This is a genomic window from Xenorhabdus sp. PR6a (assembly GCF_028599065.1).
Taxonomy (GTDB): Bacteria; Pseudomonadota; Gammaproteobacteria; order Enterobacterales; family Enterobacteriaceae; genus Xenorhabdus; species Xenorhabdus doucetiae.
Map to the genome: position 1 here is coordinate 25,213 of NZ_JAQRFJ010000008.1, position 14,257 is coordinate 39,469.

The following is a 14,257-nucleotide window of genomic DNA, read 5'->3' on the forward strand; positions in this document are numbered from 1 at the left end:
TATGATGGCAAATCCGCCTTCCGTTCATGTTTCTTTTCAACCCGATGCGGCATCTGCTGCTGCACCGGTTAACACAACGGTCAGTCATGCTCATGTGAGTACGATAACCCCTGCCCCCCTGCCGGCCGGCCAAACGCTGATGCAGGTCAGCAGTGCGCTGGGCGGTATTTTATTGCTGATTTTTTTCATGACATGGCTAGTTCGCCGTTTGGGTTTTACTCCCGCGAAAAGCAAAAATCATCGTTTGCTAAACGTTAAGGCAAGCTGTTCCCTTGGGTCAAAAGAGCGGGTTGTGGTGGTCGAAGTCGAAGATAACTGGTTGGTTTTGGGGGTCACGCCCCAACAGATCACGATGCTGCACCAAATGCCTGTCCCGCCAGACAACCTGGATAAGGAGACCCCGCTCAAATCGCTGCCATTTGGTCAGATGCTAAAAAATACGCTCCAGCGAAAGCGCAAGAATGACAAGGACGATGATGAAAAATAGCGTTTTTTTTATGACAGGCAATCAAATGACCGGTAAGAAATGTGTAATGCGTTTGATGACGCTGTTTATGGCACTCCTGCTGCCGTTGTTCCCCATGAACGCGGCTGCTGAGTTTCCGGGTATCATCAGCCAGCCTTTAGCCAATGGCGGGCAAAGTTGGTCACTGCCGGTTCAAACCCTGATTTTCATTACGGCATTAGGTTTTATCCCCGCTGCCCTGCTTATGATGACCAGTTTTACCCGTATCATCATTGTACTGGGTTTGCTGCGCAATGCGCTGGGAACGCCTTCAGCACCACCCAATCAAGTGATGCTGGGATTAACGCTGTTTATGACTTTTTTCATCATGGCGCCGGTATTTGATAAAGTCTATCAAAACGCTTACCTGCCCTACAGTGAGGATAAAATCACGCTGGAAGTCGCCCTGGATCAGGGTGCCCAGCCCTTACGCCAATTTATGTTACGTCAGACACGGGAAAATGATCTGGCACTGTTTGCCCGCCTTGCTAATCAAGAGGCATTTGAAACGGCGGATGCTGTTCCCATGCGTGTGCTGGTTCCTGCATTTATTACCAGTGAATTGAAAACCGCGTTCCAGATTGGCTTTACCCTCTTCATTCCATTTCTGATTATCGATCTGGTGGTTGCCAGTGTCTTAATGGCGTTGGGGATGATGATGGTGCCGCCAGCCACCATATCATTACCGTTCAAACTGATGCTGTTTGTCCTGGTGGATGGTTGGCAATTATTGCTTGGTTCACTGGCACAAAGTTTTTATATCTAGTCAGCGGCCTGATATTGAGTGTGACATCTTAAGAATAAAGATCAAAAAGTGGTCTGAGGAAATTATGACTCCAGAATCGGTAATGGCCCTCGGTGTTGAGGCAATGAAAGTCGCATTGGCATTGGCTGCGCCACTCCTTTTATCTGCCTTGGTTTGTGGCCTGATCATCAGCCTATTACAGGCGGCAACTCAGGTAAACGAAATGACCTTATCATTTATTCCAAAAATCCTGGCTGTTGTCGTGACCATCATCGTCGCTGGACCATGGATGCTAAATTTGCTGCTGGACTACATGCGTACACTGTTTAGCAGCATTCCGGCTATTATCGGTTAATGATGATCCCGTTTGACAGCGAAACGCTTTCACGCCTGGTTAGCGATTTCTTCTGGCCGTTAGTGCGCCTGTTGGCCTTATTCAGTACAGCCCCTATTTTCAGTGAAAAACAGATACCGATAAAAGTTAAAATTGGCCTGGCATTCTTTATCACTGCCTTACTTGTTCCGACTCTACCCTCCCCTCAAATTCCGATTTTTTCTGTGGCCGGAATTTGGGTCTTGATACAGCAAGTTTTGATTGGTATGGCTTTGGGGCTGACCATGCAGATAGCCTTTGCCATAGTACGCCATGCGGGTGAGGTTCTCGGCTTACAAATGGGACTTTCATTCGCCATATTTTTTGATCCTACGGGTGGCCCGAATATGCCTATCTTAGCCCGTATTCTCAATATGATGATGATGTTACTGTTCCTGGCTTTTGAGGGGCATTTATGGCTATTGTCGATTCTGGCCGATACGTTTTATTCCATTCCGGTTCAAGCAACGCAATTGAACCCGAAAGGTTTCTTGTTGTTATCCCAAAGTGCCAGCCTGATATTTGTCAATGGCATGATGCTGGCAATGCCAATGATTACCCTTCTTCTGGTCTTGAACTTTTCGCTGGGGATCTTAAACCGCATGACACCACAACTCTCTGTATTTGTGATCGGTTTTCCGCTGACCCTGACAGTGGGAATTTTCACGCTTTCTCTGTTATTCCCACTGCTGGTGCCATTTACTGAGCAATTATTTGGCGAAATGTTCGACCGACTGGCGGTAATCGTCGGTGAAATATCGGGCTAATTAAAATTGGGTTGACCATTGGATGCGGTAACACCACCATCTATCGGTAAATTCACCCCATTAATAAAGCTGGCATCTTCACTGGCTAAAAAAGCAATGGCGGCTGCCACTTCAGAAGGTTGACCTGCTCTCTTTAACGAGATTCGGCTATCAAAATAGTGCAACGTTTCATCGTCGAAACGGGCAACCATCGGCGTCATCACTAAACTTGGGCACACGGCATTAACACGAACGCCCTGAGCGCCGTAATCCAGTGCCATCGCACGGGTCACATTGACCACCGCGCCTTTTGCTGCGCAATAATGTGCCCCTCCCCAATCACCGCCCAACCCCGATACAGACGCATTATTGACAATACATCCCTGACTTTTCAGTAAATGCGGCAAGGCGGAATAACTACAATTAAGTACCCCATTCAGATTTGTCGCCAGCACTTCATCGCCCTCTTCCGGAGAGACACTTAATAAATCACCGACAACGTACAAGCCTGCATTATTCACCAGAATATCTATCCGGCCAAAATGCCTGACCGTTTCATCAACCATATTTTTAACCGATTCCCGATTCGCCACATCGGTCTGGATCACGAGCGTTTTGTCCGATGACAATTCACTGCATACATGGTTAAGCTTATCTGTATCCCGCCCGACCAGGACAACAATGGCACCTTCTTGTGAAAAACGTGTTGCGGTAGCCTCGCCAATGCCGCTGCCTGCGCCAGTAATAATGACAACTTTATCCTCGAATCGATTCATTTTATTATCCTCATTGATGTAGTTTCAAAATTCGCTATAAATTTGCATTCCCATAGGCAAGCAGCATAAGTTTTTCTAACTGATTTTAGGTATTGGCTGAAGACCGGACACTAATTTATCCCAAATAGATGTTATCCCATTGCCAGACAATGTTTTTTATGTATGGAAAGCAAAATACTCAATAATCATATCCGCCAGAATATTATTTGTTAATTACTCTACTATAACTTTTTTTATATCTGGTTAGTCATTAAGTAGCTGATAACAGTTCGACCAGAGTTTATCGCCAATAAACTTCACATTACACTGGCATTGCTCCTAAATATAGCTGTCTATATTCCGCCATCTATTCCACACCAAACTTCTGTTTAAGCACTCGCTTTCCTGATTCTGTTAATACCAGTTCCCGGCTATCCAATTGCCTATTTGATGAAAAACAGATTTGGGCTGAAAAGTATTTAGCTCAAATCCAGGCTGACAGTAATACTTTAAGAAAATGGGTCACTGTCAGGCCAAGTCTGGGTTAATACAAAAATATCTTTCCTGATTATTTTCAACAGTACCGAATTAGCCGATGATAATTTTTCATAACATAAATTTATAGCTTTCCAATGCTTTAACTGTCTTAGCCATCCCTATTTGGGATAAAGACGCGAGAAATTCCTCAATTGTTAATGGCGGTTTTTTCAATGAATTTCGTAAATTATTAATGGATTGTAGGGATATGGCATGATTAAGATCTATTATATCTGATACAAAATCATCTGGGTGAAGCGCTTCAATGCCAAAAGTAGAAAGATAATCTGCCGGAAAATCTTTTAGATTGTACGTAACGATGATTTCGGCATTCGCCTGTATTGCAGCAGCAAGAACATGGCGGTCATTCTTATCGATCAAATTGATACTCGGGATCAACAAGTCATATCCAATAACATTAGCATCTGGTAATGCTCTATCCATGAGCATTTGTACGCGATTAAGCTGCTCAATGGTTAAATCTGATCTATTAATTAAAAGATTTCGTTTCCATTCTTCATGAATGTCAACTGTCCATTTGGGTTGATAAAGGCCGCATAGACCGAGGTGCATTAACAAGTCTCGCAGCCTTGCTGGATAAAGTACACACGCATCCAGTAACACAGGATAGGGTGAATGTGTCATTAGTAAATACCATAATCTTGTGAAAGGCTTGTCAATTCGTCCATTGCTAACATTGCATCAGCATCACGCTTTTGTTTGAAAGCCATAAGATCTGCAAAACGTATCCGCCGATGACGTCCTGTTTTATGAAATTTGATTTGGCCATCCTCAAGTAATTTAACAACATGTGGCCGTGATACATTAAGTATATTGGCAGCTTCTTGAGTAGTCAGTTCAGCATGAACAGGAACTATCTGTACTGCATTCCCGCAGGCAAGTTCGCCCAAGATTTCGACGAGTAATCTTACCGCAGAAGAAGGAACCTCTATTGATTGCCCCTCCTTTTCGTCATTTTTAATTGTGAAATGACGCGCCTCAAACTTTGTAGCCAACAATGCCGACAAATCGCGATAACTTTTTTGCGCAATCTCTTTTTCTTGTGTATCTGGTAACTGGATATTGGGTAAAGTGGTCGTAGTCATAATTGCATTTCTCCTCTCTATTTCTATATATTGCAAAATCCATTTTAATCGAAATAAAAGAAACGAGCAATATTCGAAATAATCGAAATATCGCAAGGGAAAAATGTACTGTGGGAGAACACCGATGGCAACATTGTTTGATGGGAAACAGAGTGGTGCTGAAAAGTATTTAGCTCAAATCCAGGCTGACAGTGACACTTTAAAAAATGGGTCACTGTCAGGCCGAGTCTGAGCTAATACACTTAATCAGCGATACATCTCAAACAGTGACATCCCTTTTAAATCAGAGAACGCCTTATAGGAAGCCTGTAGCGCAGCTTGTTCCTGATAATAACTGGAAATGACAGACATCAAATCCGCATCCATCAATTCACCCATACGAACTTTATTGGCAATGCTGCGCTCACTAGCCAGCGCGTCCAGTTGATCCATTTCTTGAAGCTGTAGCCCCAGTACCGCTTCCGTCGAAGAGAAGTTATTTAAGCTATTACGTACACCCCGATTAGCCTTGTTCATTAACGCCAGTGATTCTTCTCTTTCTGCTTCGCTGGCATTCATAAATGGTTTTTTAAGTGCTTCGATCGCGAAATCAATGGAGGCAAAAATATCTGATTCACTGGCACTGCCATCAGGCTCTTTCATCGGATTGGACGTTGCCGATAGAAAAACTTTCTGCCCTGTATGGGCGATAACCATAGAACGATGGTCATCCACTCTTTGGGTTATGGCTTCATGTCCACCTTTGTAGTGAACTTTCCCATTTTTATCCGCATCTAAAGGGGGAGAATCGGTTTTATAACCCGCAAAAATATAGCGGCCATTGCCATCAGTTTTATTGCCGAGGTTCAGCAATTGCTGTTTAAGTCCGTCCAACTGCTGGGCATAAGAGGCCCGGTCATGATCGCTCTGTTCATCCGCCGCTGCCACTAAGGTTTCCAAAACATTCTGTGTCACCTTTCCAACACTGGCGATAGTGTCCATTTGGATTGACATCGTGTTCTTGGCAAAAATACGCGCCGCCACATATTGCTGATTCTGCGACTCAGATTGAGCAACCATAATGTTCTGCGAAGCCGCCAATGGATCATCCGATGGGTTGATGACACGTTTCCCAGTGGATAATTGTTCACCGTGTTGCATCCACTTAGTTTGGGCGCCAAAAATTCCATTCATTTTTTGGCTATACAAAAGATTAGTACTTACGCGCACAATATCACTTCCTTTTTTTCTTCAGCCACGACGCATTAACGGAGATCTAAAATGGCATTGAACAGTGTCGATGCGGTCTGGATAACACGGGCATTTGCCAAATAATATTGCTGCAAACGTTGCAACTCACCGTATTCTTCGTCCATATTGACGCCAGAAATAGACTCGCGAGCTTGATGAAGTGCATCTACGTTGATCTTCTGAGCATCCACACTACGTTGAGCGCTATTGGCTTTACTGCCCACGGTACTGACCAGCGAAGCATAAGCACTCGTAAAAGTATTTTTACCCTCAATCAGCTTCTTGCTTTGCAAAAGAGTGAACTCCTTCGCATTGTTATTATCACTTGAGCCTGAATCTTTGGCACCAGACAGTGCCAATTGGGCAGAATCTTCAATTTTAACTTGCAGCGTTGCGATGACGCTACTGACCGTTTTCAGTGTGTAGCGATCATTATCCTGTGGATTGGTTGCCTTGATGTCGACTTTCAAACCATCAAATTCCAGTGCATTACCCTTTTGAGTCACAGCGATCATGGCTCTGTCAGCAACACGCTGGACTTTCCAATCACCACTTTCATACTTGATGATGTAGTCACTGGCTTTCACTTTAGTGGTATCGGTGTATTCCACGGTAATTTCGGCCGTACCTTTATTGTTGCTGTTGGCAATAGCGTCTGGTTTGGCAAAATTGAAGAAATCTTCGCCGGATTTATTGTCCAGAGTGAAACCCGCGCGCTGGATCTGATTGAACTGATCCGCCATCACTAATCCCAACTGGTTTAATTGATTGCGGGTTGGATCGATGACTTCATTACGCACACGCAATGCGCCACTCAAACTGCCCTGCGAGATAAAACGCTCATCAATTTCTCTCGTCCCCGTGCCATTGTTATAACCCAGCGTGATACGGCTGCTGTCTGCACTCGATGAGATCGCTGCTAACCGATGAGATTTGTTGCCCGATACCAGTGATATCCCGCCACCAAATGAAACATTGTAAACACCACCGGTCTGCTGGGTCATTTCTATTTCGACCAATTTATTTAGCTTACCCAGCACCTCGTCACGTTTATCCAATAAGGCAAGCGGTTCACCGACTCCCATGCCCCGCATATGCGAAATTTCATTGTTCAGAAAGGCAATATCTTCTGCATATTTATTGATTTCTCGGACATTTTGCTCAATTTGGCTATTGATACCGTTGTCTAGATTACGCAGAGTTTGGTCGGCTTCTTTAAATCGGTTAACCAAGCCTTCGGCTTTGCCCAGCACGGTGGTTCTTGCCACACTATCTTCGGCATTGCTTGTAAGAACGCTCAGACTCGTAAAGAAATCCCCCATAGAACTGGAAAGGCTGGTTGCATTATCCGCCAACAGATTCTCAACCTGAGAAGCCTGCTGATTATATGTGGTTAATGCCTCATATTTGGTCTGTGCCGTATTATATTGCTGGTCGACGAATTCATTATATTGACGGTTAATGGAACTGACATGCACGCCATTACCAATAAAGCCAACCGCTGACATGCTACCGTTATTCTGCGACATGACCGTTGTCTGGCGGTTATACCCTTCAGTTTTCGAGTTGGAAATATTATTACCCACGATACTCATTGCCACCTGCGCAGCATTAATACCGCTCATAGCAGTATTCATAAGACTATTGGACATATGTAGATCCTTTTACGTTTTCGTTATGCCTCCGTCATAGGAGGTCATTCACTGCTACCGTTATCGGCAAAATTCCCTGATTCTTGAGCTCAAAATAGGTTATCAAAATCATCAGAATAGGTTTTTGCCATTTGATGACCGGTATTTTTTAACTGCTGGATCAGTGAGACTAATTTTTTAGCATAGCCGGGGTCAGTGGCGTAGCCAGCTTCTTGCAAGGAATAGGCACCCTGCTCTGCTGTCGCTGAACCAGCAACCTTGGCATAACGGGGATTTTCCGTCAGGAGCTTGACGTAATCGGTTATTGCTTCCACATAAGAGCCATAGACTCGAAAGCTGTCCTGCATTTTCTTCGGTTCACCCTCAATGTATTCCGTGGTCATGATCTGGGTGACAGGCCCTTTCCACTGTTTCCCCGCTTTGATACCAAACAGGTTATGGCTCGGTTTACCTTCCGCCGTCAAAATTTCCCGTTGTCCCCAACCGGATTCCAGCGCAGCCTGGGCAATGATCAATAAATGAGGAATACCGCTTTGCTGGCTTGCCAACTGTGCCGGCAGAGAAAGCAGCGAAACAAAGCTGGCACTGTTCATCGGTAATGGTTTCGGTTGAAAAGCCCCCCGGGAGGAGGACGAAAACGGGTTTTTAGATCCAGAGCCAGACATCACGTCAGGCATAGCCCGGCGCATAAACGGCTCCAGTGCCTGTTTCGGTAATGTTTGCAGAATGTCATTATCCAACGGCATCGGCACGGTATCGGCTAATTCACCGGACACCTGATTTGCGCTGGAGAACTGCTTAACAATCATATCCGCAAATCCCAGCCCTTTTTGCGAAAGGTCTTGGGCAATTTGTTGATCGTACATCGAAGTATAAAAACGGGTCTGTTCACTGCTGAGCATGCCATCCTGTGGTAACGAGGAACGCATACTTTTTAGCATCATCTGAACAAAGACGCCTTCCAGTTGTTGGGCTACTTGCCGTAGCCCTTGTTGGGGTTCCTGTGATAATTTGGCTTTCAGTGAATGCAATGAATTAACATCATAAGCGGCATTGGACATCGTCAGAAAATCACGCATCAGATAATCTCCAGTTTCGCCCGCAGACAACCGGCGCTCTCCATTGCCTGCAAGATCGACATTAAATCCGTGGGTGTTGCCCCCAACGCATTTAATGCACGCACAACTTGCGTCAGATTCGCACTGGCACTGAGCTGCTGCAATGTGCCGCCCTGCTCCTGAATGTCGACCCCAGTATTACGGGTTACGACGGTACTGCCTCCCGCCAATGGCGTATTGGGCTGATTGACTACTATCTGACGTTCGACGGTCACCGACAAACTGCCGTGGGCAATCGCACAACTGTCCAGCGTCACATTGCGGTTCATCACCACCGATCCGGTACGGGAATTGAAGATCACTTTGGCATCACCGGCATCGACACGGATAGGTAAATTCTGCACCTGAGCCAGAAATTTCACCTGCTCGCTGTTTTCCACCGGCAAACGTAACTGAACCGTGCGGGAGTCCAACGGGGTTGCTGTCCCAGTACCTTTCAACCGATTGATGGCATCACTGATTTGCTGAGCCAACCCGAAATCATCATCATTTAGTTGCAGGTTTAACGAGCCTTTCTGGCCGAACTGAGTCGGCAATTCACGCTCAATCACCGCCCCATTGGAGATACGGCCGCCCGCAAGCTGATTGATTTTGATACTGTTACCACCGGCGCTCGCCCCAGCCCCTCCCACAAGGATATTGCCCTGAGCCAGAGCATAAATTTGATTATCCACCCCTTTCAATGGGGTCATCAGCAATGTCCCTCCTCGCAAGCTCTTGGCATTACCCAGCGAGGAAACGACAATGTCAATATTTTGCCCTGCACGCGCAAAAGGGGGCAGTTTGGCTGTCACCATTACGGCAGCGACATTTTTGAGCTGCATATTCGTACCAGAGGGGACGGTAATCCCCAGCTGCGACAACATATTACTCAGGCTCTGGGTAGTGAAAGGGGTTTGCATGGTTTGGTCACCCGTTCCATCCAGACCCACCACCAAACCGTAGCCAATCAGCGCGTTATCCCTCACACCTTCAATCGTCGTCAAATCACGAATACGTTCGGCAAAAACCGCAGTCGATGTGAACGTACCGGACAGCACCAACAACAGCGTAAAAAGGCTGGCGACTAATTTTTTCATCCTGACCATCCTCTTTTAAAACGGTGAAATATTCATAAAGAAACGTTGCAACCAACCCATGTGCTGCGCTTCATTGATGTAACCATCACCGACATATTCAATACGGGCGTCAGCAACCTGATTGGAACTGACTGTATTGTTGCCCGTGATCATGCGCGGGTTAACAACGCCAGAGAAACGGATAAACTCCGTTCCCTGATTAATGGCGATCTGTTTTTCCCCCACGACATGCAGGTTGCCATTTGCCAGCAGGTGATCGACGGTCACGGTAATCGTGCCCCTGAAAGTATTGTTGGCATTTGCTCCCCCTTTGCCGCCAAATTCGGTATTTCCTTCTATGTCTAAATCAGTTTTTCCTCCGCCCATCAATCCCTGTAAAAAACGCGGGGTCAAGGCCGCCTTTAAACCGGTTTTTCCATTGCGGCCGGCATTAGCTGAAGAGTTTTTGCTCGCGCTGACGTTCTCTTGCAAGATAATCGTCAGCGTATCACCGATATTGCGCGGACGGCGGTCTTCAAACAGGGGTTGATAACCGTAATAAACCGGTTGGACAGTCTGGAAAATAGAACCATTTGGCGTTGGAGCAGGCGCTGCGGCGGGTTTTGCGGTTGTTTGCCCTTGCACCAGCGGTTTGTGCGGCATATACGCACATCCCCCCAGTGTCAGTGCTGACAGTGCCAGTACCGCCACAGATAGGTTGATACGCCACTTATTTCTCTGGCTTTTCCGTAAACCAGTGGAGCCATCAGCCTTATGGTTGTTAGCATGGCTTTCGGCAACGGGCATGGTATCCATCTTCTATGCTCTTAAGTTTATCGTGAAAATAGTGGGGAAGTGCTCCCCCACTATGGATGATTAGGTTATAACTGAGACAGTTTTTGCAGCATCTGATCAGAGGTCGATACAGCTTTACTGTTGATTTCATAGGCTCGCTGAACCTGGATCATATTGACCAACTCTTCCGCCACATTGACGTTAGAGGTTTCAACATAGCCTGAATAGAGCAACCCCGCGCCATTGATGCCCGGTGCGTTTTCTACCGGAACCCCAGAACTGTTGGTTTCCAGATAGAGGTTTTCACCAACGCTTTCCAAACCGCTTTCGTTGATGAAGGTGGTCAGTGTCAATTGCCCAATCTGCTGAGGCGCTTGCCCCTGCACATTCGCGCTGACGATCCCATCACGGGCAATGCTAATGCTAAGGGCATTATCTGGAATGATAATCGCAGGCACGACCTGAAAACCGCCGGCGGTCACCAGCTGACCATTTTGATCCTTCTGGAATGAACCATCGCGGGTATAACCCGTCGTACCGTCAGGCATCTGGATTTGGAAAAACCCCAGTCCCTTGATTGCCACGTCCATCTTCTTGGAGGTCTGCACCAGGTTACCCTGACTGTGCAGACGTTCAGTCGCGACCGGACGTACCCCTGTACCGAGCTGTAAACCCGATGGCAGGCTGGTCTGTTCTGACGACATCGCGCCCGGCTGACGTTCCGTTTGATAGAGCAAATCTTCAAACACCGCGCGTTGGCGTTTAAAACCGTTGGTGTTGACGTTTGCCAGGTTATTGGCAATGACATCCATATTGGTTTGCTGAGCATCCAGCCCAGTCTTGGCAATCCATAAAGATCGGATCATGAATTTATCTCCTCCCGATTAGCTCATAGCGAGAATTTGGTTAGCCCGCTGGGCATTTTCATCGGAACTGTGTATGACTTTCATCTGCATCTCAAAACGACGCGCATTGGCGATCATGTTCACCATGCTTTCCACAGGATTCACATTACTGCCTTCCAGTACACCCGGCATGATTTTCACTTCGGTGCTGGCCGCCAATTCATCACCCTGCTGTTCCCGTGCCTGTGGCGTTAAGTGGAACAAACCATCATCACCCCGTACCACTTGATTGGCTTCCGGTTTGACGATTTTCAACTTGCCAATCTGACCCAGCAAAGTTGGCGGATCGCTGGCAATCAGGGCAGAAATGGCACCATCGGCCGCGATAGTTAATTCAGCCTGCGGCGGAACATCAATCGGCCCATTTTCGCCCATCAACATGCGCCCCTGCACCATCAGTTGCCCTTCGGGTGAAATCTGGATGCTGCCGTTGCGAGTATAGGCTTGCGCACCATCTTCGAGCAGAACCGCCAAGTAACCGCCTTGTCCGACCGCTACATCCAACGGGCGGGAGGTGTAATTCATCGGTCCCTGACGACTATCTATGCCGGGAGTAGAAGCAACGGTCAGGGTACGTGTCGGCAGGGTTTCACCTTCAATCGGCACGGCACGCAGTGCCGCAAGTTGGGCTTTAAAGCCCGGGGTTGACGCATTAGCCAGATTATTGGTCGTGATCGCCTGATGCTCAAGCGTTTGGCGCGCGGCACCCATCGCGGTATAAATAACGTGATCCATAAAGCTATCCGCCTGAACCTATTAACGCATGTTGACCAGCGTTTGCAGAATTTGATCCTGCGTCTTGATGGTCTGGGCGTTGGATTGATAGTTACGCTGGGCGACGATCATATTGACCAGCTCCTGGCTCATATCCACGTTAGACGCTTCCAGCGCACCACTGATAAGCTTACCGAAGTTACCTGAGCCAGCAATACCCACAACCGGACTGCCGGATGCGCCGGTTTCTGCCCAAACATTATCGCCTTTTGCAGATAACCCTTCAGGGTTGGCAAAGTTTGCCATCACGATCTGACCCAGAACTTGCTTCTGGTCGTTGGAATAGGTGCCGTAAATTTTACCGTCATTTTCGATACGGTAGTTGGTGAAACGACCTGCGGCATAACCATTTGGTACTAGACTGGCAATAGAATCCTGTGCAATGTTTTGCTGTTTGCTGCCATTAAAATCAAGAGTGATGGGAGTATCGATAGAACCGTTCAACGCTTCCATATTGAACGTGAACACGTTATTAGTGCCCTGATTAGGCAACATTTGTCCATTTCCGTCAAATGCCACATCCCCCAATTTTTGGGCTTTAGACGCGGTTACAGAAAGATCCTTAGCCTGAATTTCCCATTGATTGTCTTCTCGTTTCACGAAGAATACATTGAGATCGTGCTGATTCCCCAGACTGTCAAACACGTGCAGGGATGTACTGTAGTTAAAGCTGTCTTTATTATTTGGATCGAATGCATTTTTTGCCTGATCGATCGCTGGGTTCATTGAGTTCAGGTTAGCCTTCAGCTTGACTTCTGTCGTCGCACTCGCGTCCAGCATATCGGTTGGAATCGAAATGGGTCTTACCGTTCCACCGACTTGAACCTCACCGTTTACCGCTGGGTAGCCGGTCAGCTTCATCCCCTGCATATTGACCAGGTTACGATTTGCATCCATCTGGAACTGGCCGTTACGGGAATAGAAAGTATTACCGTTGATGTCCTGCATACGGAAAAAACCGCCTTCCGTGATAGCCATGTCCAACTGGCGGTTGGTCGTGGTGGTTGAACCATCTTTAAAGTTCTGTACCTGACCCGAAACCTTCACCCCCAAACCCACTTCTGAACCACTGAAAACGTCCGCAAAGGTAGCAGAGCTGGATTTAAAGCCAAATGTTGCTGAGTTTGAAATGTTATTACCGATAACATCCAGATTACCCGCTGCGGCATTTAAGCCACTGACCGCTTGTGAAAAAGACATATGTCCTCCGTTTAATTAAAGAATCTGACGCACTTCGTCCATGTTTGCTGTACCTACCAGCCCTAAATCCAATTTAGTGCCTTTTTCCTGTCGCACAACGCCGCTAACTTTGGCATATCTCAGCGGGTGTATCGTCAACATTTGATCTTCTTGGTTTGCGGAAATGGTGAAGTGATAAGCTCCCCCTTCCACCGCATTACCGTCGGTGTCTTGTCCATCCCATTCGAAGCTGTGGACACCCGCACTCAAAAATTCGGCCGACCTGAAATCCGATTTATTGAATTCCATCTCCCGAACCACCACGCCACTTTTATTTTTGATGGTGATTTTGACGTTATCGGCAGGTCGGTCCAGTTCATAACCTAATGCTGTTGTACTGATGTTCCCTGCTTCGTTGGCACTCACCAACGTCTCATTACCGTAATCATTGCCGGAAACCATGATCCCCCGGCCAATCAGTGCGACCTTTTGCAGCGTCTGATGGTTGTCCATTTGCCCGACAATGGAACCCAACGTTTTATTGAGTTTCTCAATACCTTCCACCGTACTGATCTGCGCAACCTGTGAAGTCAATTCACTGTTTGACATTGGGTTGGTGGGATCTTGGTTTTTAAGCTGTGCAACCAATATATTCAAGAAGCTATCTTTAATATCACCACTATTTTGCGGTTTTCCGTTGGAAAACTGAGTGAGTTCACTAACGGTTGAATTATCCAATGGCTTATCAATTGAGGTGGTCATTCCCATAACAAAATTCC

16 protein-coding genes are annotated in these 14,257 nt (G+C 46.8%); 4 read left to right on the forward strand and 12 right to left on the reverse strand.

Going from position 1 to position 14,257, the window contains the following annotated elements; translation table 11 throughout:
- Nucleotide 1 precedes the first annotated feature (1 nt).
- The 4 genes from fliO to fliR all read left to right on the forward strand — a co-directional run bounded on the left by fliO (nucleotide 2) and on the right by fliR (nucleotide 2,390).
- Nucleotides 2-487: a flagellar biosynthetic protein FliO gene (gene fliO, locus PSI15_RS03675; protein ID WP_273582348.1), complete on the forward strand. Its 486-nt coding sequence runs from the start codon at nucleotides 2-4 to the stop codon at nucleotides 485-487.
- Between the two features lie 46 nt (nucleotides 488-533).
- Complete coding sequence (gene fliP, locus PSI15_RS03680) at nucleotides 534-1,271, forward strand: flagellar type III secretion system pore protein FliP (protein WP_273582390.1); 738 nt, start codon at nucleotides 534-536, stop codon at nucleotides 1,269-1,271.
- A gap of 64 nt (nucleotides 1,272-1,335) precedes the next feature.
- Nucleotides 1,336-1,605, forward strand: coding sequence for a flagellar biosynthesis protein FliQ (gene fliQ / locus PSI15_RS03685; protein WP_273582349.1), 270 nt, complete (start codon nucleotides 1,336-1,338; stop codon nucleotides 1,603-1,605).
- A gap of 2 nt (nucleotides 1,606-1,607) precedes the next feature.
- A complete protein-coding gene (fliR, locus tag PSI15_RS03690) occupies nucleotides 1,608-2,390 on the forward strand; it encodes a flagellar biosynthetic protein FliR (protein WP_273582391.1) in 783 nt (260 codons plus the stop codon).
- Here the strand turns inward: fliR and PSI15_RS03695 are convergent.
- The 12 genes from PSI15_RS03695 to PSI15_RS03750 all read right to left on the reverse strand — a co-directional run bounded on the left by PSI15_RS03695 (nucleotide 2,387) and on the right by PSI15_RS03750 (nucleotide 14,246).
- The gene (locus PSI15_RS03695; protein WP_273582350.1) at nucleotides 2,387-3,145 is read right to left on the reverse strand and encodes an SDR family NAD(P)-dependent oxidoreductase; all 759 of its coding nucleotides are present in this window, start codon (nucleotides 3,143-3,145) and stop codon (nucleotides 2,387-2,389) included. The two genes, fliR and PSI15_RS03695, sit on opposite strands and share 4 nt — an antisense overlap.
- 585 nt (nucleotides 3,146-3,730) lie before the next feature.
- On the reverse strand, nucleotides 3,731-4,306 hold the full coding sequence (locus PSI15_RS03700; protein ID WP_273582351.1) for a PIN domain-containing protein: 576 nt from the start codon (nucleotides 4,304-4,306) through the stop codon (nucleotides 3,731-3,733).
- Nucleotides 4,306-4,767 carry a helix-turn-helix domain-containing protein gene (locus tag PSI15_RS03705; RefSeq protein WP_273582352.1) on the reverse strand — a complete coding sequence of 154 codons (462 nt, stop codon included), beginning with the start codon at nucleotides 4,765-4,767 and terminating at the stop codon, nucleotides 4,306-4,308. Before PSI15_RS03705 ends, PSI15_RS03700 begins: the two co-directional genes overlap by 1 nt.
- Nucleotides 4,768-5,013: 246 nt before the next feature.
- Entirely contained in the window at nucleotides 5,014-5,976 is a 963-nt protein-coding gene (flgL, locus tag PSI15_RS03710) for a flagellar hook-associated protein FlgL (protein ID WP_273582353.1), read from the reverse strand.
- Nucleotides 5,977-6,011: 35 nt separating this feature from the next.
- The gene (gene flgK, locus PSI15_RS03715; protein ID WP_273582354.1) at nucleotides 6,012-7,649 is read right to left on the reverse strand and encodes a flagellar hook-associated protein FlgK; all 1,638 of its coding nucleotides are present in this window, start codon (nucleotides 7,647-7,649) and stop codon (nucleotides 6,012-6,014) included.
- 89 nt (nucleotides 7,650-7,738) lie between these two features.
- Complete coding sequence (gene flgJ / locus PSI15_RS03720) at nucleotides 7,739-8,731, reverse strand: flagellar assembly peptidoglycan hydrolase FlgJ (protein WP_273582392.1); 993 nt, start codon at nucleotides 8,729-8,731, stop codon at nucleotides 7,739-7,741.
- Nucleotides 8,728-9,846: a flagellar basal body P-ring protein FlgI gene (locus PSI15_RS03725; RefSeq protein WP_273582355.1), complete on the reverse strand. Its 1,119-nt coding sequence runs from the start codon at nucleotides 9,844-9,846 to the stop codon at nucleotides 8,728-8,730. Before PSI15_RS03725 ends, flgJ begins: the two co-directional genes overlap by 4 nt.
- 15 nt (nucleotides 9,847-9,861) lie before the next feature.
- The gene (locus PSI15_RS03730) at nucleotides 9,862-10,641 is read right to left on the reverse strand and encodes a flagellar basal body L-ring protein FlgH (RefSeq protein ID WP_273582356.1); all 780 of its coding nucleotides are present in this window, start codon (nucleotides 10,639-10,641) and stop codon (nucleotides 9,862-9,864) included.
- Nucleotides 10,642-10,706: 65 nt separating this feature from the next.
- On the reverse strand, nucleotides 10,707-11,486 hold the full coding sequence (gene flgG / locus PSI15_RS03735; protein WP_273582357.1) for a flagellar basal-body rod protein FlgG: 780 nt from the start codon (nucleotides 11,484-11,486) through the stop codon (nucleotides 10,707-10,709).
- Between the two features lie 18 nt (nucleotides 11,487-11,504).
- Nucleotides 11,505-12,260 carry a flagellar basal body rod protein FlgF gene (locus PSI15_RS03740; protein ID WP_273582358.1) on the reverse strand — a complete coding sequence of 252 codons (756 nt, stop codon included), beginning with the start codon at nucleotides 12,258-12,260 and terminating at the stop codon, nucleotides 11,505-11,507.
- Between the two features lie 21 nt (nucleotides 12,261-12,281).
- Entirely contained in the window at nucleotides 12,282-13,499 is a 1,218-nt protein-coding gene (gene flgE, locus PSI15_RS03745) for a flagellar hook protein FlgE (protein ID WP_273582359.1), read from the reverse strand.
- 15 nt (nucleotides 13,500-13,514) lie between these two features.
- The gene (locus PSI15_RS03750) at nucleotides 13,515-14,246 is read right to left on the reverse strand and encodes a flagellar hook assembly protein FlgD (protein ID WP_273582360.1); all 732 of its coding nucleotides are present in this window, start codon (nucleotides 14,244-14,246) and stop codon (nucleotides 13,515-13,517) included.
- Nucleotides 14,247-14,257 lie beyond the last annotated feature (11 nt).

What these genes read in the sequence shown, in the direction of transcription:
- fliO (WP_273582348.1), top strand. Translation starts at nt 2, where the DNA reads ATGATGGCAAATCCGCCTTCCGTTCATGTTTCTTTTCAACCCGATGCG.
- fliP (WP_273582390.1), top strand. Translation starts at nt 534, where the DNA reads ATGCGTTTGATGACGCTGTTTATGGCACTCCTGCTGCCGTTGTTCCCC.
- fliQ (WP_273582349.1), top strand. Translation starts at nt 1,336, where the DNA reads ATGACTCCAGAATCGGTAATGGCCCTCGGTGTTGAGGCAATGAAAGTC.
- fliR (WP_273582391.1), top strand. Translation starts at nt 1,608, where the DNA reads ATGATCCCGTTTGACAGCGAAACGCTTTCACGCCTGGTTAGCGATTTC.
- PSI15_RS03695 (WP_273582350.1), bottom strand. Translation starts at nt 3,145, where the DNA reads ATGAATCGATTCGAGGATAAAGTTGTCATTATTACTGGCGCAGGCAGC.
- PSI15_RS03700 (WP_273582351.1), bottom strand. Translation starts at nt 4,306, where the DNA reads ATGACACATTCACCCTATCCTGTGTTACTGGATGCGTGTGTACTTTAT.
- PSI15_RS03705 (WP_273582352.1), bottom strand. Translation starts at nt 4,767, where the DNA reads ATGACTACGACCACTTTACCCAATATCCAGTTACCAGATACACAAGAA.
- flgK (WP_273582354.1), bottom strand. Translation starts at nt 7,649, where the DNA reads ATGTCCAATAGTCTTATGAATACTGCTATGAGCGGTATTAATGCTGCG.
- PSI15_RS03725 (WP_273582355.1), bottom strand. Translation starts at nt 9,846, where the DNA reads ATGAAAAAATTAGTCGCCAGCCTTTTTACGCTGTTGTTGGTGCTGTCC.
- PSI15_RS03730 (WP_273582356.1), bottom strand. Translation starts at nt 10,641, where the DNA reads ATGGATACCATGCCCGTTGCCGAAAGCCATGCTAACAACCATAAGGCT.
- flgG (WP_273582357.1), bottom strand. Translation starts at nt 11,486, where the DNA reads ATGATCCGATCTTTATGGATTGCCAAGACTGGGCTGGATGCTCAGCAA.
- PSI15_RS03740 (WP_273582358.1), bottom strand. Translation starts at nt 12,260, where the DNA reads ATGGATCACGTTATTTATACCGCGATGGGTGCCGCGCGCCAAACGCTT.
- flgE (WP_273582359.1), bottom strand. Translation starts at nt 13,499, where the DNA reads ATGTCTTTTTCACAAGCGGTCAGTGGCTTAAATGCCGCAGCGGGTAAT.
- PSI15_RS03750 (WP_273582360.1), bottom strand. Translation starts at nt 14,246, where the DNA reads ATGGGAATGACCACCTCAATTGATAAGCCATTGGATAATTCAACCGTT.